At 60.1% G+C, this 16,087-nt stretch carries 20 protein-coding genes and 9 pseudogenes; 24 read left to right on the top strand and 5 right to left on the bottom strand.

Annotation, left to right across the window (positions count from 1 at the left end):
- Positions 1-69: 69 nt before the first annotated feature.
- From HZ993_RS12075 to HZ993_RS11985, 21 genes and pseudogenes are all read left to right on the top strand, one after another.
- The gene (locus tag HZ993_RS12075) at positions 70-459 is read left to right on the top strand and encodes a hypothetical protein (RefSeq protein WP_209398161.1); all 390 of its coding nucleotides are present in this window, start codon (positions 70-72) and stop codon (positions 457-459) included.
- 210 nt (positions 460-669) lie between these two features.
- The gene (locus HZ993_RS12070; RefSeq protein ID WP_209398159.1) at positions 670-1,338 is read left to right on the top strand and encodes a GNAT family N-acetyltransferase; all 669 of its coding nucleotides are present in this window, start codon (positions 670-672) and stop codon (positions 1,336-1,338) included.
- Positions 1,335-1,484, top strand: coding sequence for a hypothetical protein (locus tag HZ993_RS12065; protein WP_209398157.1), 150 nt, complete (start codon positions 1,335-1,337; stop codon positions 1,482-1,484). Before HZ993_RS12070 ends, HZ993_RS12065 begins: the two co-directional genes overlap by 4 nt.
- Complete coding sequence (locus HZ993_RS12060; RefSeq protein WP_209398155.1) at positions 1,478-1,732, top strand: hypothetical protein; 255 nt, start codon at positions 1,478-1,480, stop codon at positions 1,730-1,732. Before HZ993_RS12065 ends, HZ993_RS12060 begins: the two co-directional genes overlap by 7 nt.
- Positions 1,702-2,238: a hypothetical protein gene (locus HZ993_RS12055; protein WP_209398153.1), complete on the top strand. Its 537-nt coding sequence runs from the start codon at positions 1,702-1,704 to the stop codon at positions 2,236-2,238. The genes HZ993_RS12060 and HZ993_RS12055 overlap by 31 nt, the downstream gene beginning before the upstream one ends.
- A 97-nt stretch (positions 2,239-2,335) precedes the next feature.
- A complete protein-coding gene (locus HZ993_RS12050; RefSeq protein ID WP_209398151.1) occupies positions 2,336-2,803 on the top strand; it encodes a hypothetical protein in 468 nt (155 codons plus the stop codon).
- Positions 2,793-3,341, top strand: a pseudogene (locus HZ993_RS25060) (methionine biosynthesis protein MetW); the annotation flags it as partial. The gene HZ993_RS12050 and the pseudogene HZ993_RS25060, both read left to right, overlap by 11 nt.
- The gene (locus HZ993_RS25055) at positions 3,301-3,618 is read left to right on the top strand and encodes a class I SAM-dependent methyltransferase (protein WP_371816999.1); all 318 of its coding nucleotides are present in this window, start codon (positions 3,301-3,303) and stop codon (positions 3,616-3,618) included. The pseudogene HZ993_RS25060 and the gene HZ993_RS25055, both read left to right, overlap by 41 nt.
- Positions 3,590-3,802, top strand: coding sequence for a hypothetical protein (locus tag HZ993_RS12040; protein ID WP_209398741.1), 213 nt, complete (start codon positions 3,590-3,592; stop codon positions 3,800-3,802). The genes HZ993_RS25055 and HZ993_RS12040 overlap by 29 nt, the downstream gene beginning before the upstream one ends.
- A gap of 256 nt (positions 3,803-4,058) precedes the next feature.
- Entirely contained in the window at positions 4,059-4,559 is a 501-nt protein-coding gene (locus HZ993_RS12035) for a hypothetical protein (RefSeq protein ID WP_209398147.1), read from the top strand.
- Positions 4,559-4,750, top strand: a complete 192-nt coding sequence (locus tag HZ993_RS12030; protein ID WP_209398145.1) for a hypothetical protein — start codon at positions 4,559-4,561, stop codon at positions 4,748-4,750. Before HZ993_RS12035 ends, HZ993_RS12030 begins: the two co-directional genes overlap by 1 nt.
- A 78-nt stretch (positions 4,751-4,828) precedes the next feature.
- Positions 4,829-5,242 (top strand): glycosyltransferase family 2 protein, encoded by a 414-nt coding sequence (locus HZ993_RS12025; protein ID WP_209398143.1) that lies wholly within the window; start codon positions 4,829-4,831, stop codon positions 5,240-5,242.
- 413 nt (positions 5,243-5,655) lie between these two features.
- A complete protein-coding gene (locus tag HZ993_RS12020; RefSeq protein WP_209398141.1) occupies positions 5,656-6,150 on the top strand; it encodes a glycosyltransferase family 2 protein in 495 nt (164 codons plus the stop codon).
- 47 nt (positions 6,151-6,197) lie between these two features.
- A complete protein-coding gene (locus tag HZ993_RS12015) occupies positions 6,198-6,470 on the top strand; it encodes a hypothetical protein (protein ID WP_209398139.1) in 273 nt (90 codons plus the stop codon).
- Positions 6,471-6,513: 43 nt separating this feature from the next.
- Complete coding sequence (locus tag HZ993_RS12010; protein ID WP_209398137.1) at positions 6,514-6,972, top strand: glycosyltransferase; 459 nt, start codon at positions 6,514-6,516, stop codon at positions 6,970-6,972.
- A 42-nt stretch (positions 6,973-7,014) separates the two neighbouring features.
- A complete protein-coding gene (locus HZ993_RS12005) occupies positions 7,015-7,398 on the top strand; it encodes a hypothetical protein (RefSeq protein WP_209398135.1) in 384 nt (127 codons plus the stop codon).
- Positions 7,399-7,400: 2 nt separating this feature from the next.
- Positions 7,401-7,583, top strand: coding sequence for an NAD-dependent epimerase/dehydratase family protein (locus HZ993_RS25050; protein ID WP_371816990.1), 183 nt, complete (start codon positions 7,401-7,403; stop codon positions 7,581-7,583).
- Positions 7,535-7,992, top strand: a pseudogene (locus tag HZ993_RS12000) (NAD-dependent epimerase/dehydratase family protein). Before HZ993_RS25050 ends, HZ993_RS12000 begins: the two are co-directional and overlap by 49 nt.
- A 392-nt stretch (positions 7,993-8,384) precedes the next feature.
- Positions 8,385-8,940 (top strand): annotated as a pseudogene (locus tag HZ993_RS11995) (sugar transferase).
- A gap of 107 nt (positions 8,941-9,047) precedes the next feature.
- The gene (locus tag HZ993_RS11990) at positions 9,048-9,314 is read left to right on the top strand and encodes an H-NS family nucleoid-associated regulatory protein (RefSeq protein ID WP_245213933.1); all 267 of its coding nucleotides are present in this window, start codon (positions 9,048-9,050) and stop codon (positions 9,312-9,314) included.
- 21 nt (positions 9,315-9,335) lie between these two features.
- A pseudogene (locus HZ993_RS11985) lies at positions 9,336-11,226 on the top strand (polysaccharide biosynthesis protein).
- Here HZ993_RS11985 and rsmI read toward each other — a convergent pair.
- Positions 11,190-12,135, bottom strand: a pseudogene (rsmI, locus tag HZ993_RS11980) (16S rRNA (cytidine(1402)-2'-O)-methyltransferase). The pseudogenes HZ993_RS11985 and rsmI overlap by 37 nt on opposite strands.
- Here rsmI and HZ993_RS11975 point away from each other — a divergent pair.
- From HZ993_RS11975 to HZ993_RS11965, 3 genes and pseudogenes are all read left to right on the top strand, one after another.
- Positions 12,136-12,535 (top strand): annotated as a pseudogene (locus HZ993_RS11975) (YraN family protein).
- Between the two features lie 14 nt (positions 12,536-12,549).
- A pseudogene (locus tag HZ993_RS11970) lies at positions 12,550-13,174 on the top strand (phosphoheptose isomerase).
- Positions 13,171-13,806: a BON domain-containing protein gene (locus HZ993_RS11965; protein WP_209398133.1), complete on the top strand. Its 636-nt coding sequence runs from the start codon at positions 13,171-13,173 to the stop codon at positions 13,804-13,806. Before HZ993_RS11970 ends, HZ993_RS11965 begins: the two are co-directional and overlap by 4 nt.
- A gap of 64 nt (positions 13,807-13,870) precedes the next feature.
- On the opposite strand, the gene HZ993_RS25045 is transcribed toward HZ993_RS11965, so the two are convergent.
- The 4 genes and pseudogenes from HZ993_RS25045 to HZ993_RS11955 form a co-directional block, all read right to left on the bottom strand.
- Positions 13,871-14,227, bottom strand: coding sequence for an NAD(P)-dependent oxidoreductase (locus tag HZ993_RS25045; RefSeq protein ID WP_371816989.1), 357 nt, complete (start codon positions 14,225-14,227; stop codon positions 13,871-13,873).
- Positions 14,212-14,639: pseudogene (locus HZ993_RS25040) on the bottom strand (NAD(P)-dependent oxidoreductase). Before HZ993_RS25040 ends, HZ993_RS25045 begins: the two are co-directional and overlap by 16 nt.
- On the bottom strand, positions 14,597-14,794 hold the full coding sequence (locus HZ993_RS25035) for an NAD(P)-binding domain-containing protein (RefSeq protein ID WP_371816988.1): 198 nt from the start codon (positions 14,792-14,794) through the stop codon (positions 14,597-14,599). The pseudogene HZ993_RS25040 and the gene HZ993_RS25035 overlap by 43 nt, the downstream one beginning before the upstream one ends.
- Before the next feature lie 143 nt (positions 14,795-14,937).
- A pseudogene (locus HZ993_RS11955) lies at positions 14,938-16,073 on the bottom strand (PilT/PilU family type 4a pilus ATPase).
- Between the last annotated feature and the right edge of the window lie 14 nt (positions 16,074-16,087).

Below are 16,087 nucleotides of genomic sequence, written 5' to 3'. Positions count from 1 at the left end.
TGCGGACCACAGGCTACAGCTAGGCCTTCCATTAAACTTGCATCTTTTCTCGGTGGTACGGTAATGTCTATGAGTGAGCCCACGGGCACGGCAAGCAGTGGTTTGGCACTCAACAGCGCGTTGGTCGGCGACTTTCCGTCACCTCCTGCACGCTTGCTGCTGCTGGGGTCGCATCCCAAGGCCGACGTCTGTGCGCTCAAGGCGCAAGCGTACGAGATTGTTGAAGCCCGTTTTCGGATCCCCGCATGGGCTCAGGCGCCTTCTCCAACACGGCAAGGGGTCTATAGGGTGGATGTGGCCCTGCAGCCCGCAACGCCCGCTGGATTTGATGCCGCCTGGGTGCAGGGCGTATCTCCTCAAATCCATCCGCTGGCTTTGTTTGACCAATTGCGCACCCAGGTTGTACAGGATGGTTTGTTGTGCTGGAGGGGCATGAGCCGCAGGAAGCGCCACGCGTAAGCCGCTGGTTAGAGTATGTAGTTGCGATCGCTGGCCGTTGTGGTTTTACGCTGATGACGCTGGGAACAGCGACCAACGCCGTCGTTGGTGTTCGAAAGGCATTCAGACTGGCTTTTCGCAAAACCACAACACCGCGTTGGCAATTGCGCCACCTGCGCCCTGGCGACTATGCGGAAATTGCTGCTCTTTCCAGGAGGTGTTCGGACACCCTTGACCACGGAGTTATGGGCATGGAAGTATGCCAACGGGCGCGGCAACGCGGTACTGGCCAGCCGTGACGGGGTGCTGGTTGCCCACTATGGCGGCATGTACCGTGAAATCCTGTTGTGTGGAAAGCCGGAGTGGGCCTACGGCGGCAGTGATGTCATGGTGCACCCCCAGGAGCGCGGGGTCATGACCCGGCAAGGGCCATTCCTGTTGACGGCAGCGACCACGGCAGAACTGTACGGACCGGTGGCCTTCGGTTTTCCGACTGAGCGGGCGATGCTGGTAGCCGAGAGAATGGGCCTGTACACCAAGGCGGGGCAGATGGCCGAGATACGTTGGGACCCCGTCGCCGGAGGTCCGCGTTGGGGCACCAGGATCAGAAGCTTGAAGCGCGGAAACGCCAGCGACCAGGTGCTGGTCGATGCGCTGTGGGGCGCCATGGCGATGGACCTCCGGGACAGTGTCATCGGTGTACGCGATTGGAAGTTTCTCGAATACCGGTACTTTGACCATCCGCACAACCAGTATGAAATCATGGTGGTTACCTCGCGCTGGACGGGAAAGGCCCTGGGTGTAGTTGTAATGCGTCGCCTGGAAAACGCTTGCGAGTTACTGGATGTGATCGCGCCGTTGGCCAATCTTGCGCCGGTGTTGACCAGGCGCGCCGCATGACTGCGCGCTGGACTCTGCCCTACATGTATTGCTGGATCACCACCAACCATGCGCACCACTTCGTTGCCTGTGGTGGCAAGGATGAGGCGCTGAATGTGTTTATTCCCACCAGTTGCTGGACGGACGACCCCGTGTTGGCATGCTAATAGACAAGTGGTGGTTGATGTCGGTGACACCGATTTCCGCTGAGCCAGCTGCGCACCAACAGTCCATGTCGCTCAAGCGCAATACCCTGTGGAATCTGGCAGGCACGGCCATCCCCATGGCCGCGGGCCTAGCTTTGATCCCTTATACCCTGGACCGTTTGGGTAGTGAGGCGTTCGGGGTGTTGACCCTCGTCTGGGGCTCATTGGCTACTTCAGCGTGTTCGATCTGGGTGTGGGGCGTGCGTTGACCGTGCGACTCAGCCAGTTGGAAGCCAGCGGGCGCATATCGGAGACCGGTCCAACACTGCGGGCCGGCATGTTGTTGACCGCCGCGGCCGGTCTGCTGGGGGTAGCGCTGGTCGGCCTCTTGGCGCCCCTGCTGGCCCACGATTGGCTCAAAATCAGCCCTGACTTGCAGGACGATGCACGACTAGCCTTTCTGGTGGCTGCTGTCGGCGTGTTGCCCACCACCCTGGCCAGTGGTTTGCGCGGTGCCTTGGAGGGCCTGGACCGGTTTGCCGCCTCCAATCTGACACGTATTGTGCTGGGAGTCTGGATGTTTGCACTGCCGGCCTGGTCGATTTTTACCATGGCCCGCAACTGGAGCGGGTCGCCCAGTACCTGGTTCTGGGTCGTTGCCTGGTTGTGCTGGCCATGGTGGTGCAGTTGCGGGGCAGCTTGTGTGCCGGTGGACTGGGTTTTGCCCGCCGCCACCTGCAGTCTTTGTGGAGCTTTGGTGTGTGGGTCACCGTGACGGGTATCGTTGGTCCGTTAATGGTGTACGGGGACCGGTTCTTTGTCAGTGCTGCAGTAGGTTCCGACCAGTTGCCTTTTACGCGATTCCGCAAGATATGTTGCTGCGCCTCCTGCTGATCCCGATGGCTTTGACCGGTGCGCTCTTGCCGCGGTTGGCCGCAATGGCGTCTGTCCAGGCCGCCCAAGCCTATCGGCAAACCTATTGGCGCGTAGGTGTCGTCATGTTGGGGATATGTACGGCCGCTGGCGTGGTGGCTTATCCGGCTCTGTCTGTATGGATATCGGTGGATTTTGCACGCTCCGCCTTGCCGGTAGTGTTGGTGTTGTGTGTAGGGGTCTGGGTCAACGCCTTGGCGTCTGTGCCCTATACCCTGCTACACGCCAAGGGTAACCCACGCCTGACGGCCCTTTTTCATCTGGCAGAGTTGCTGGCCTATGGGCTCGCAGTATGGCTGTTGTCAGTACAGTTCGGACTCATCGGTGCTGCACTGGCATGGCTGGCCCGCGTGGCGCTGGACTGGTTGTTGTTGCACCTGGCTGTGCGGAGGTTGTATGGCGTTTGATGCGGCTTGGCCAGTGGAGGACCTGGAGGCGGTATCCGAGTGTCCGTGTTGTGGCTGTTCAAAGCGCAGCCTGGCCTATTCCGAAGTGCAGGACTGGGCATTCCGCAGTGCGCCGGGGCGCTGGCACTACTGGAACTGCAATGGGTGCAGGGCGCTGTACCTGAGCCCGCGCCCCACGCCTGCCTCAATAGGCAACGCATACGCCCATTACTACACCCATGGTGGCGACCAGTCCGGCGGTCGCTTGCACCAATTCAAACAACGCCTGCGCAACGAGTACTGGTCCTACCGCCTGAAAACCTCGATCACACCGCGTCTCGGCCTTCCGCGCTGGGCGGCCTGGACAACCACTGTGTTGAATCCTGGATCGCCGAACCCTTTGGCCTGTGCCAGTGGGTGCAATTACCAGGGTCTGTTGATCGATGTCGGATGCGGCAATGGCGACAAGCTCAAGCTGGCGAGTCAATTGGGCTGGCAGGCGCAAGGCATAGAACTGGATGCGTCCGCAGTTCAAGCCGCGCAGGCTCAGGGTCTTCGGGTGGAGCAGGGGGCTACGAGTTGTTGGCCCACTACAAGGGCAGGTAGATTGCGTGGTGTGCTCACATGTGCTGGAGCATGTGCACCAACCCCTGCATATGCTGGAGTTGTTGCTGGCATCGTTGAAGCCGCAGGGTGTTTTGCTGCTCAGCGTCCCCAACGCCGCCAGCTTTTGCGCAACCAGTACGGTGAGAACTGGCGTGGCCTGGAGGCCCCCGGCACCTAGCCATCCCGGACGGTGCCTGGCTGATGGCACACCTGCGCGCCCAGGGTTTTGAATGTGAACAAGTACCGTCCTATCCGCTGGAGACCGCTATGGAGTCCGAGCGTATGCGGCGCCGGGGTGTCAGCCTGCTCGCGTCTGACCTGCAGGCCGCCAAAGCATTGCTGCATCGCCTGCCAAAGCCTTCCATGGCGGAACAGGATGTGACACAACTTGTGTGCACAAGGTCGTTGGCATGATGCCCGAGCGCCCGCAGCCCCTCACAAAATTCTCTGGACGCCTTGCGTCTGGTCGCAGCAGCTATGGTGCTCTACAGCCACCAGTATGCGCTGCTGGGACTGCCTGAGCCCCTATTCACGCCCTGGAACTCGTTTGGTGATGCAGGCGTGGCCATATTTTTCTTTTGAGCGGGAGTCTGGTGTGGGGCAGTTGGGCCCGTGATCCGAATCCCAAGCGCTTTTTCCAACGCAGGTCGCTGCGTATTTTTCCTGCGTTGTGGGTGCTGTGCCTGGTGTCGGTGTTTTGCTGGGGCCGCTGCTCTTTGCTTCCTGCGTCGACCTATTTTTATCGGTCGAAACCTGGCGTTACCTGGGGACGGCTCTGCTGGTGTCCTCCAAAACCCTGCCGGGCTTGTTTCCTGAAAATGCGATTCCCTTTGTTGTGAACGGCTCACTATGGACCCTGCCTGTAGAGTTCCTGTGTTATGTGACCGTGGCCCTCACTGGGGTGGTGGCCATGGGGTGGGTTGCCACGCGTCTTTCCACAAGCACCGTCTTGTCCGTATGTGTATTGGCCGTTGTGGTGCTGGCCAGTTATGGCTCGAAGTGGACGGGGCCGCACTTCATTCCCCATCTGGAAATGGTGGCCCTGTTTTGGTTCGGGGTTCTCTACGGCCATGGTGTATCCGCGCCCAAAGGCCGCTTGGTATGGCTCCTGGGCGCTGCAACCCTATTGGTATATGCCCTGCTTGGCCCCGGTCCATGGAGCGCGCGGTGATGTTGATATGCGCGGGCCTGCTGGTGCATGTGGCACGGACAACCGCAGCGGGTGCCCGGCTCACTGAACCCTTGGGAGATTTGTCCTATGGGGTCTACATCTTTGCGTTCCCGGTACAGCAAATCGGCGTGCATTTCGGACAAGGCATGGATTGGGGCGTGAACACCTACCTGTTTTTTCGGCCGCGGTGACCGGGGCACTGGCTTACCTGTCATGGCATGGTGTGGAGAAGCAGGCGTTACGGTTCAAACCTGCATTCCGGGAACAACATGATGCCACGTGTGGCTATTGTGGTGCTGAACTGGAACGGCTGGGTAGACACCCTGGCATGTGTTGCGAGCCTGCAGTCGCTGGACTATGCAAACTTTCATATTGTGTTGGTCGACAACGGGTCGACGGACGGCTCGGAAGAGCAGTTCCGGCATGTGCTCCCCAAGCTGGAGCTGCTACAAACCGGTACTAACCTGGGGTTCGGTGGTGGGTGCAATGTAGGAATGCGACACGCACTGGCCGGCGGCGCTGAATATATCTGGCTGATCAATAGCGATGCAACGGTGGACCCTGGCGCGTTATCGGCGTTGGTCCGGGTTGCTGAGCAAAATCCCCGCTGGCCGCGGTCGGTTCGGTGCTGTTTGATGCCGATGCAAAGACGCAGGTTCAGTTGTGGGGTGGTGGCCATGTAGGTCTCTGGTTGGGGAGGTCGGTGCATTGCCTCTCACCGGATGCCACCCTGGACTTTGTGTCCGGCGCCTCTATGCTGCTGCGCCGGGCGGCACTGGAGCGGGTGGGGTTGTTTGACGATGCCAGTTTTTCATGTACTGGGAGGACACCGACCTGGGCTTCAGGCTGCGCAAGGCGGGTGGACGCTGGCCGTGGCCGCGGATTCGCGGGTCTGGCACAAGCAGTCTGCCAGTTTGGGCTTGGGCAACCCCTTGCTAGACGAATACGCCACCCGCTCGTGTGTCCGGTTTCTCAGGCGCCATTCACCCATCCCTTTCATCTCCGTTGGGTTGATGCTGGTGCGCATGGTGGTCAAGCGCATCCTGATTGGGCGGCCAGACCGGCTACGTGCCGTGATTCGGGGCTATCGTTCCGCATGAGCACGACCGCGCCGGTTTCTGTTGTGGTGCCCTGCTACCGCTGTGCGGCGACCATTGCGCGGGCGGTGTCGTCCGTAGCGGCACAGACACTTCGCCCTGCCGAAATGATTCTGGTCGACGACGCCAGTGGTGACGCAACCCTGCAGCAGCTCCATACCTTGCAGGCGCAGCACGGGCCGTTGATCCGGGTCGTCGCCCTGGCGGCCAACGCAGGCGCGGCTTCTGCGCGTAATGCGGGATGGAACCTGGCGACCCAGCCCTATATCGCCTTTCTGGACGCGGACGACACCTGGCACCCGCAAAAGCTGGAGATCCAGTACCGCTATATGCAACAACACCCCGAGGTGGCCCTCAGCGGACACCTGTGTCGGCAGCTGCCCGCCGACGCGCAGGGCGCAAGTAACTGGCCGATTACATGGACCCCGGGTGACGTGCAGTGTGTGACCTGGTCTCAGTTGCTACTGCGCCACCAGTTTGTCACCCCTCGGTGATGCTCAAGCGTGAGGTCAAACCACGCTTCTTTGAAGGTGCTCGTTACATGGAGGACCATAGGCTCTGGCTTGAAATCGTGGGCACACCCTTGCCCACCGTTAGACTACAGGTGGAGTTGGCGGCTGTTTACAAACCCGTCTACGGCGCATCCGGCCTGAGCGCGGATATGTGGCGCATGGAACTGGCCGAACTGGCCAACTACCGTTATTTCCATGGTACGGGCAAGCTGTCCATGGCGCAATTGTTCCTACTGCAAGGCTATTCGCTGGTGAAATTTCTGCGCCGATTATTGATCGTTCGTTTGCTGCGCCGCGTGTGATGTACAGGCCTGCGCGTCAAACTTCCAAGCCATCGGTTGCCGTTTGTTTGGCTGTTTTAATGGGCTGCATTATTTGCAGCCCCAGGTAGATTCCATTCTCGAACAAACCGATGTTGACATTACGCTGTATGTCAGCGTGGACCGCTCGACGGACGGAACCGAAGACTGGTTTCGCAATTTGCAATCCCGGGAGGCACGTATTGTTTTACTGCCCTATGGAGAAACCTTCGGTGGTGCAGCACGCAATTTCTTCCGTCTGCTGCGCGAGGTGGACTTTTCGCCGTTCGAGTATGTAGCGTTTGCCGACCAAGATGATATTTGGCTGCCCGGCAAATTAAAACGGGCAGTGGATCGTCTGGTGGAGCGGGGGCGGATGGTTATTCCAGCGATATTGTCGCCTTTTGGGAATCCGGGCGCTCCCGTTATATTAAGAAATCGTACCCTCAGCAGCGCTGGGATTATCTGTTTGAATCGGCTGGCCCCGGATGTACTTTTGTGTTGACGCGTCTCTTGGCAACCCAAATTCAGATGGTGTTGCAGCAGCATGCACAAAACCATGGACGTCGGGTTGCACGATTGGTTTACCTATGCGTTTGCCCGCGCCAACGGGTATCACTGGGTTATTGATGACTATGCCAGTCTGATGTACCGCCAGCATGGGCACAACCAGGTGGGTGTCAATTCCGGGCTTGCGGCGGTCCTGTGGCGTGCCCGGCAAGTTCTGAGTGGCTGGGGTTTGAACCAGGCGCGGCTGATCGCGGAGTTGGTCGGCGTCGACCAGCAAGACTTTGTGCAGAGCTGGCGTCGCGGTGGCCGCTGGCGCATGCTGCGCCTGTTGATGCAAGCGCCCCACTGCCGGCGCAAGCCTGGTGACAAAATTTGGTTTGCCTTGTCGTGCATGGCGTTGGCCATCATTGGCTGGAGATAAGAATGTCTGGAATCGTTGCTGTTACTGGTGCTAACGGGTTTGTGGGGCGGGCTTTGTGCGCCGAGGCGGTGCGCCGTGGTTTGACTGTGCGGGGCATTACGCGCTCCCTTGTATCCTGCCTTCTGGCGTTGAAAACGTGGCGGTGGGCAATGTCGATGGCGAGACCGATTGGGCCGCAGCCCTGACGGGATGTGATGTGGTTATCCATCTGGCCGCACGGGTGCACATCATGAATGACAAGTCCAAGGACCCGTTGGCAGAGTTCAGGCGTGTCAATACCTTGGGTACAACCCGGTTGGCTGAAGCCGCCATGGCTGCCGGTGTGCGCCGCCTGGTGAATGTGAGCTCCATTGGGGTCAACGGGCCCAGTACCGAGGGTGAACTCAAGTTTACCGACCTGGACACACCAGACCCGCACAACCCCTACCCGTTTCCAAATGGGAGGCCGAGCAGGCTTTGCGTGCGATCGGTGCCAGTGGACGGATTGAGGTTGTCACCGTGCGGCCGCCCCTGATTTATGGCCCTGGCGTGGGCGGGAATTTTTACGGCTATTGGGCGCTGTGTACCGTGGTATCCCTCTGCCGCTGGGGTTGACCCGCAATTTCCGCGACCTCCTGTTTGTTGGCAATCTGGCGGACTTTCTGATCGTGTGCGCTTTCCATCCCGCGGCCAATGGACACACTTATCTGGTGAGCGACGGCACGCCTGTTTCCACCCATGCCTTGTTACGGGGTTGGCGCGGGCTTTGGGGTGCAGTCGCGGTTGTTTCCGGTGCCACCCTTTTTATTGCAGGCCGTTGGAAACATGACGGGTTACACGGCCGAGTTTGAACGGCTATTGAGTTCTCTGCGGGTTGACAGTACCAAAGTTTGCAGGAGCTGGATTGGTTTCCTCCATTTACATTACGGCAGGGTTTGCAGGCCACGGCCGATTGGTACCGGCTGGAGCGCCACCGGTCCTGATATTCACGGCAGTATGAAACCGATATGAAACGCCTGTTTGACTTGATACTCTCGGCCATTGCGGCCCTTATTTTGCTAGTCCGTGTGCGGTGGTTGCCTGTATGGTCAAGCTGACCTCGCCAGGCCCCGTTTTATATTGGTCGGATCGTGTGGGGCGCCACAACCGCCTATTCAAAATGCCGAAATTCCGCAGTATGCGGGTAGGCACGCCGGCCGTGGCAACGCATTTGCTGAGCGACCCCCAAAGCCATCTGACACCGATTGGCAGTTTTACGGAAAAGCAGCTTGGACGAATTGCCACAGCTGTGGAGCATTATCCGGGGATATGAGTTTTGTAGGTCCACGCCCGGCACTCTATAACCAGGATGATTTGATTGCGCTGCGAACCCAGCAAGGCGTTCACACCCTAGTGCCAGGATTGACCGGCTGGGCCCAGATCAATGGCCGGGACGAGTTACCCATACCCGATAAAGTGGCACTGGATAAGGAATACATGCAACGCCAATCCCTGGTCTTTGACGTACGGATAATATTTTTAACGGCCATGCGGGTTATCATGCGCAGTGATGTAAGCCACTAGTATTTCAAACCGGAGCGTTGATATGGGTAATTTGTTGGATATTCAAATGCAGATCGAAAACTGCAAAACAGGCGTCTGAAATCAAGGACCGCGAGTTTGACAAAACCGTGCAGGATATTCGGGAAAAGATGAAGGCTTTTGGCATCACCGTCAAGGATCTGCAGGCAGCACCCGCAGGCCGCAAGGGGCGTGGCAAGTCCGCCGTGACCACCAAGCCCAAGGCTGCGGTTGCCAAAAGCAAGACAACGGGTGTGGTGGTTGCCGCTAAATACCGCGGTCCCAATGGTGAAACCTGGAGCGGCCGGGGCCTGACACCCCGTTGGTTGTCCGCGCTGCTGGCCGAAGGCAAAACCAAACAAGACTTTGCCATCTGATTCCCAAGGCAACGGAGTTCAATGCAGAGTCTGGTTCTTGGGTGGTCGCGGTCCGTTAAACGTCTGGTCGTGGTGGGCCTGGATGTCGTTCTGGCCCTGTTGGCGACCTGGCTGGCGTTCTCCTGCGCCTGGAAACCCTGCATTGGCCAGTGGGTGCACAGTGGTGGGTGTATGGTCTGACGCCGTTACTGTTTGTACCGGTCTTTATCCGGTTTGGCCTGTACCGTGCGATTTTCCGTTACACCGGTCAAGCTGCACTGCTGGCACAGCGTTGGCCACAGGGATTTATGCCAGCGTGCTGTTTGGTATTTTGTTGTGGATGCAGTGGCCGGGGTGCCACGCAGTCTGGGCATATTGCAGCCCCTGGTGTTTTTCCTGCTGGTAGGTGCCAGCCGTGCCTTTGCCCGCTTTTGGTTGGCAGGGCTGAGTCCTTTGGCGGGTCGTTCGGAAAGTCGATTCCTGATTTACGGTGCCGGCACGGCGGGTGCACAGACGGCGTCTGCCATGGAGATTGCGGCCCAGTCCGTGCTGGTAGGTTTTGTCGATGATGACCCTGCCAAGGTGGGGCGCAGCATCAATGGCGTGCAGGTATTTGCGGCTTCTAGCGTCGCGAGCCTGGTACGCGAGCAAGGCGTCACAGATTTGCTGTTGGCCATGCCCAGTGCACCACGGTCGCGCCGCAAGGACATCATCGAAAGCCTGCACGCGGTTCCCGTACACGTGCGCACTTTGCCGGATTGGGCCGATCTGGCCAGTGGGCGTGTGACCGTGCAGGACTTCAAGGAGCTGGACATCGAGGACCTGCTGGGTCGTGACCCCGTGCCTCCCAATACCGACCTGCTGGCGCGCAACCTGAGCGGCAAGGTCGTCCTGGTCACCGGGGCCGGTGGCAGCATTGGCAGCGAGTTGTGTCGGCAAATAGTGGGCCAGCGTCCACGCCAACTATTGCTGTTGGACCATAGCGAGTTCAACCTTTACAGCATCCACCAGGAGCTGACGGCGGCGGTCGCTGCTGCTGGTTTGGCCGTGGACGTGGTGCCGCTGCTGGCCAGCGTGGCGCATCTGGCGCGTTTGCAGGACCTGTGCCGCAACTACGGCCCACATACCGTCTACCATGCTGCGGCCTACAAACACGTGCCTATTGTGGAGTCCAATCCGGCCGTGGGCATAGAGAACAATGTGTTTGGCACGCTGAACATGGCGCGTGCCGCGCTGGACAGCGGGTCTCCAGTTTTGTGCTGGTATCCACTGACAAAGCGGTGCGGCCGACCAATATCATGGGTGCCAGCAAACGCATGGCCGAGCTGGTACTGCAGGCCCTGGCCGCCCAATCACCAACTGGCAGCGACAGTGCCACCTGTTTCAGCATGGTCCGGTTCGGCAACGTGCTGGGCTCCAGTGGCAGCGTGGTGCCGTTGTTCAGGCGCCAGTTGGCCGAAGGCGGGCCCTTGACCGTCACACATGCCGAGGTGACACGTTATTTCATGACCATCCCCGAGGCCGCGCAACTGGTTTTGCAAGCGGGCGCAATGGCGCGCGGTGGCGAGGTGTTTGTGCTGGACATGGGGAGCCCGTCAAAATCATCGACCTGGCACGGCGCATGGTGGAGTTGTCGGGCATGACCGTACGCGACGACACCACGCCCAACGGCGATATCAGCATCGCCATCACCGGATTGCGCCCGGGTGAAAAACTGTATGAAGAGTTGCTGATAGGCGACAACCCTACGGCCACTGTTCATCCGCGCATCATGATGGCCCACGAGCATGGTCTGGAGTGGTCGGTGCTCGACCCGCATCTCCAGGCCTTGCGCCTAGGCGTGGCTTCGGACGATATTGCGCAGATCAAGGCTGTACTGCGCACCTGTGTGCACGGCTATGTCGGCGAGTCCGACATGTCCGAATTGTCCTGACTGGCAACGGCTGATTTCATCGCCAGTGCACTTTGGTACAGCGCATTGCGGGGCTCGCCCGTAATATCCGCAGCCAGTTTGACCGCTGTCTTGAGCGGCAGATGCTCCATCAGCATCTTCAGGATGCGGGTGTCCTGTGCCGCTGCGGCCGCGGGCGGGACGGGGTGCAGCACCAGCGCGAACTCCCCGCGTAACCGATTGGCATCTGCTGCCAGCCAGGCAGGGAGGTCTTGGGCGCTGACGGTTGCCACTTCCTCGAACTGCTTGGTCAGCTCGCGGCCAATGGTCACGGGGCGTGCTCCCAAGCTTGCCGGCCGCCGCTAGCGCCTCTATGCGGTGGGGCGCCTCCAGCAGCACCACGGCCCGGGCTTCCGCCGCCAGCGTCAGCACTTCCCGCTCTCGCTCACCCGCCTTGGTGGCGAGAAAACCCACAAATACAAAACCACCGGGTTGGTCGTCTACCAGCCCCGCCACCGACAACACGGTGGTTACGCTGCTGGGGCCGGGCAGTGGCATGGCGCGCAACTGGTGTTGCCGCACCGCGGCCACCAGACGCGCACCCGGGTCGCTGATGCCGGGTGTGCCAGCATCACTGACATAGGCCACCCGCTGGCCTTGGCGCAGGTGGTCCAGCACGGTGTGGGCGGCTTGTGCTTCGTTGTGCTGGTGTACCGCAATGAGTTGTCCAGATGTCTTGTCGATGCCGTAGGCGCGCAGCAGCGATTGCGTGTGCCGCGTGTCCTCACAGGCGATGGCATCCACCAGTCCCAGCACGTGGAGCGCGCGCAGGCTGATGTCGGCCAGGTTGCCGATCGGCGTGGCGACCACGTACAGCGTTCCCTGCGGATAATGCTGCACAGAAGCGGCCTCGGCAGAGGCCGCAAGGGCAGAGGTAAATAGAGCGCTCACATGGGATTCCTTTCATCCAAACCAAAGGGCATTGGCGTCACCGCGGCCACGACCAAACAGGTGGGGACGGGGCGGAAGACCTGGCCCTGCATTACCTGCAAAAGCAGGGTCTGCGTCTGCTGGTGCGCAATTATCGGACCCCGGGGCGTGGTGGCGGCGAGATTGACCTCATCATGCACACACCCGACGGCACGACCGTCTTCGTGGAGGTGCGCAAACGCAGTTCCTTGCGCCATGGCGGCGCGGCGGCCAGTGTAGGGGTGTTAAACAGCGGCGCATTGTGTTTGCCGCCCAGCATTACCTGATGCGACTGCGCGAACTGCCGCCCTGCCGCTTTGACGTGGTGGTGGTCGAGCCGGATGGCGTGCAGTGGTTGCAGGCCGCTTTCGACGCGGGTTGAGGCGGAACGGGGTAATGTCTAGCGCGGTATCATCGCGTCCCATGCTGGAACAACGAATACAACAACACTTTATCGACAGTGCCGACCTGAAATACCAGTCGGCGCTCAGCCTGAGCAAACCCATCGCAGCGGCTGTGCAGGCCATGTTGACCTGTGTGACCAGCGGCGGCAAGGTGCTGGCCTGCGGCAACGGCGGTTCTGCCGCCGATGCACAACATTTCGCGGCCGAATTCGTAGGCCGCTTCGAGCGGGAGCGTCGAGTTGGGGGCGATTGCACTGACCACCGACAGCTCCATCCTCACCGCCATTGCCAACGATTACGACTTCAGCGCCATTTTCTCGCGCCAGGTGCGTGCACTGGGCTCACCCGGTGATGTGTTGCTGGCCATTTCCACCAGTGGCAACTCGGCCAATGTGCTGGCCGCCATTGAAGCGGCCCATGCGCGTGAGATGGTGGTGGTGGGCTTGACTGGTCGGGGTGGTGGCAAGATGGCCCACCTGCTGCGCGACACCGACGTTCACATCTGTGTGCCGCACGAGCGCACGGCGCGCATACAGGAAGTGCATATTTTGTCTTTGCATTGCATTTGTGATGCCGTTGATGCCCAACTGCTGGGCGAACAGGAACCTACTAAATGAAAATCTCTTTACGACGCACTGGCGCTACGCTGGTCTTGCTGGGCAGCACCCTGGGTGTTTTGACCGGTTGTTTTCCGCTGGCCGTAGGCGGTGCCGTGATGACCGGCATGGTGGCCACGGACCGCCGCACCGCTGGCACGGTGGTGGAAGATGAAGGCATCGAGCTGCGTGCCGCCAGCCGCATCCGCGAGAACCTGGGCGAGCGCGCGCATGTCAACGTCACCAGCTACAACCGCCAGGTCGTGTTGACGGGTGAGGTGCCGTCGGCGCAAGACAAGCAGCTGGTGGAGCAGATCGTGGCCGGTGTCGACAACGTGCGCCATATCGTGGATGAAATCGGTGTGATGGGCAATTCCTCGCTGCAGCGCTCGTCGGATGCGCTGGTGACCGGACGGGTCAAGGCAGGGCTGATCGATGCCAAGGACTTGTTTACCAACGCGTTCAAGATCACCACCGAACGCGGCACGGTTTACGTCATGGGCCGCGTGACCGAACGTGAAGCCAAACGCGCGACCGACGTTATCAGCGCGACCCCTGGCGTACAAAAGGTGGTACGTATTCTGGAGATCGTCAGCGAAGAGGAATTGGCGCGCTTGGTGCCACCCACGCGACCCGATGCACCCAAGCAGTAGAAAACGGAGTCCCTTCTAAAGGTTGCCAGACCCGGCCCGTGTTCACACACACGGCCGGGTCGTTTTATTTCAGGCGTTTGATCAGGCTGGACGTGTCCCAGCGCTGGCCGCCCATGGCTTGCACATCCGCATAAAACTGGTCCACCAGCGCGGTGACCGGCAACCGTGCACCATTGCGCTTGGCCTCGTCCAGCACCAGGCCCAGATCCTTGCGCATCCAGTCCACGGCAAAACCGAAGTCAAACTTGTCGGCCACCATGGTCTTGCCACGGTTGTCGAGTTGCCAGCTTTGTGCCGCGCCCTTGCCAATGACGTCCAGCACCTGGTTCATGTCCAACCCGGCTTTCTGGCCAAAGGCGATGGCCTCACTGAGGCCCTGAACCAGGCCGGCTATACAAATCTGGTTCACCATCTTGGCCAACTGGCCGGCGCCGCTATCGCCCAGCAGGGTGAACGCACGCGAAAAGCCATGCCAACCGGGCGGGCGCGTTCAAACGCAGCCGACTCGCCGCCGCACATTACGGTCAACAGGCCATTCTGTGCGCCAGCCTGTCCGCCAGACACGGGGCATCCACAAAATGCAAACCCTGCTGGGTTGCGATGGTGCTGAGCTCCCGGGCAATATTGGCCGATGCGGTGGTGTGGTCCACAAACACAGCGCCGGGCTTCATGCCGGCAAAAGCTCCTTCGGGCCCCAGCACGACGCTGCGCAGGTCGTCGTCATTGCCGACACAGCAGAAAACGATGTCGGCCCCGGCCACTGCCAAGGCCGGTGTTGCAGCATGGGTACTTAAGCCATTTTGGCCTCCAGCCCCGAAAATTCTGCGCACCATGCTATCGATTTGCTAGCAGTTCGGTTGTAAACGGTCACGCTGTGACCCGCCAGTGCCAGGTGACCGGCCATGGGGTAACCCATGACGCCCAGGCCGAGAAAGGCGACGCGGGTGGGGGTAACGGCTTCGTAGGTTTTGGGGTTGGTGGATGGCATTGCAGAAATAGAAGTCAATCGGTTGGACGGCTGCGACCCGCGCAGCGGAGTGTGGGGCCACAAATCCGCGCCGGGCCGCCCCAAGCGGATTTAGCCCCTTTGGGGCAGCGACCCGCGCAGCGGCGGAGCGTGGGGCAACATCTTCACATGATGGCGAAGTTCTCGGTGCCCGCTGCCAAATCACTGGACTTGGCGCGCTGGCTATTGAGCTTGATCTGCAGGCGCAGATCGTTCACCGAGTCGGCATTGCGCAGCGCGTCTTCAAAGGTGATCATGTTCTTCTCGTACATGTCGAACAAAGCCTGGTCAAAGGTCTGCATGCCAGCCTGGCGGCTCTTCTTCATGATTTCCTTGATCTCGGATACATCACCCTTGAAGATCAGGTCCGAGATGAGTGGCGAGTTCAGCATGATTTCCACTGCTGCCACCCGGCCTTTGCCATCCTGTTTGGGAATCAGGCGCTGCGACACCAGGGCCTTCAGGTTCAGTGACAAATCCATCAGCAGCTGGGCGCGCCGCTCTTCGGGGAAGAAGTTGATGATGCGGTCCAGCGCCTGGTTGGCACTGTTGGCGTGCAAGGTGGCCAGGCACAAGTGGCCGGTTTCGGCAAAGGCGACCGCGTGTTCCATGGTTTCACGGTCGCGGATTTCGCCCATCAGAATCACATCGGGCGCCTGGCGCAAGGTGTTCTTCAACGCGGCTTCCCAGCTGTCCGTGTCCAACCCCACTTCACGCTGGGTCACCACACAGTTCTTGTGCTGGTGTACAAACTCGACCGGGTCTTCAATCGTGATGATGTGGCCGTACGAGTTGTCGTTGCGCCAGTCCACCATGGCGGCCAAGGTGGTCGACTTGCCAGAGCCCGTGGCGCCGACCAGGATGCACAGTCCACGCTTGGACTGTGCGATCTCCTTTAAAACCTGTGGCACGCCCAGGCCGTCTATGGTTGGCAGGATCATTGGAATGGTTCGCAGCACCATGCCGACCTTGCCCTGCTGGATGAAGGCATTGACACGAAACCGCCCAATGCCGGGCGGGGAGATGGCGAAGTTGCTCTCCTTGGTGCGCTCGAAATCTGCCACCTGCTTGTCATTCATGATGGAGCGCGCCAGTGACAGCGTGTGCACCCCGTCAGCGCCTGCGGCGACACCTTGGTCACCTTGCCATCAACCTTGATCGCCGGCGGGAAGTCGCCCGTGATGAACAGGTCGCTGCCATTGCGGCCGACCATCAGCTTGAGCAGGTCGTTGATAAATTTCGTGGCTTGATCGCGTTCCATGAGAACACCTCCTT

It is taken from the genome of Rhodoferax sp. AJA081-3 (genome assembly GCF_017798165.1).
GTDB lineage: Bacteria > Pseudomonadota > Gammaproteobacteria > Burkholderiales > Burkholderiaceae_C > Allorhodoferax.
The sequence above is the reverse complement of the archived record's forward strand: the minus strand, read 5'-3'. Positions and strand labels throughout refer to the sequence as shown.

What these genes read in the sequence shown, in the direction of transcription:
- HZ993_RS12075 (WP_209398161.1), top strand. Translation starts at nt 70, where the DNA reads ATGAGTGAGCCCACGGGCACGGCAAGCAGTGGTTTGGCACTCAACAGC.
- HZ993_RS12065 (WP_209398157.1), top strand. Translation starts at nt 1,335, where the DNA reads ATGACTGCGCGCTGGACTCTGCCCTACATGTATTGCTGGATCACCACC.
- HZ993_RS12060 (WP_209398155.1), top strand. Translation starts at nt 1,478, where the DNA reads ATGCTAATAGACAAGTGGTGGTTGATGTCGGTGACACCGATTTCCGCT.
- HZ993_RS12050 (WP_209398151.1), top strand. Translation starts at nt 2,336, where the DNA reads ATGTTGCTGCGCCTCCTGCTGATCCCGATGGCTTTGACCGGTGCGCTC.
- HZ993_RS25055 (WP_371816999.1), top strand. Translation starts at nt 3,301, where the DNA reads ATGCGTCCGCAGTTCAAGCCGCGCAGGCTCAGGGTCTTCGGGTGGAGC.
- HZ993_RS12040 (WP_209398741.1), top strand. Translation starts at nt 3,590, where the DNA reads ATGGCACACCTGCGCGCCCAGGGTTTTGAATGTGAACAAGTACCGTCC.
- HZ993_RS12030 (WP_209398145.1), top strand. Translation starts at nt 4,559, where the DNA reads ATGTTGATATGCGCGGGCCTGCTGGTGCATGTGGCACGGACAACCGCA.
- HZ993_RS12025 (WP_209398143.1), top strand. Translation starts at nt 4,829, where the DNA reads ATGATGCCACGTGTGGCTATTGTGGTGCTGAACTGGAACGGCTGGGTA.
- HZ993_RS12020 (WP_209398141.1), top strand. Translation starts at nt 5,656, where the DNA reads ATGAGCACGACCGCGCCGGTTTCTGTTGTGGTGCCCTGCTACCGCTGT.
- HZ993_RS12015 (WP_209398139.1), top strand. Translation starts at nt 6,198, where the DNA reads ATGGAGGACCATAGGCTCTGGCTTGAAATCGTGGGCACACCCTTGCCC.
- HZ993_RS12005 (WP_209398135.1), top strand. Translation starts at nt 7,015, where the DNA reads ATGCACAAAACCATGGACGTCGGGTTGCACGATTGGTTTACCTATGCG.
- HZ993_RS25050 (WP_371816990.1), top strand. Translation starts at nt 7,401, where the DNA reads ATGTCTGGAATCGTTGCTGTTACTGGTGCTAACGGGTTTGTGGGGCGG.
- HZ993_RS11965 (WP_209398133.1), top strand. Translation starts at nt 13,171, where the DNA reads ATGAAAATCTCTTTACGACGCACTGGCGCTACGCTGGTCTTGCTGGGC.
- HZ993_RS25035 (WP_371816988.1), bottom strand. Translation starts at nt 14,794, where the DNA reads ATGCCATCCACCAACCCCAAAACCTACGAAGCCGTTACCCCCACCCGC.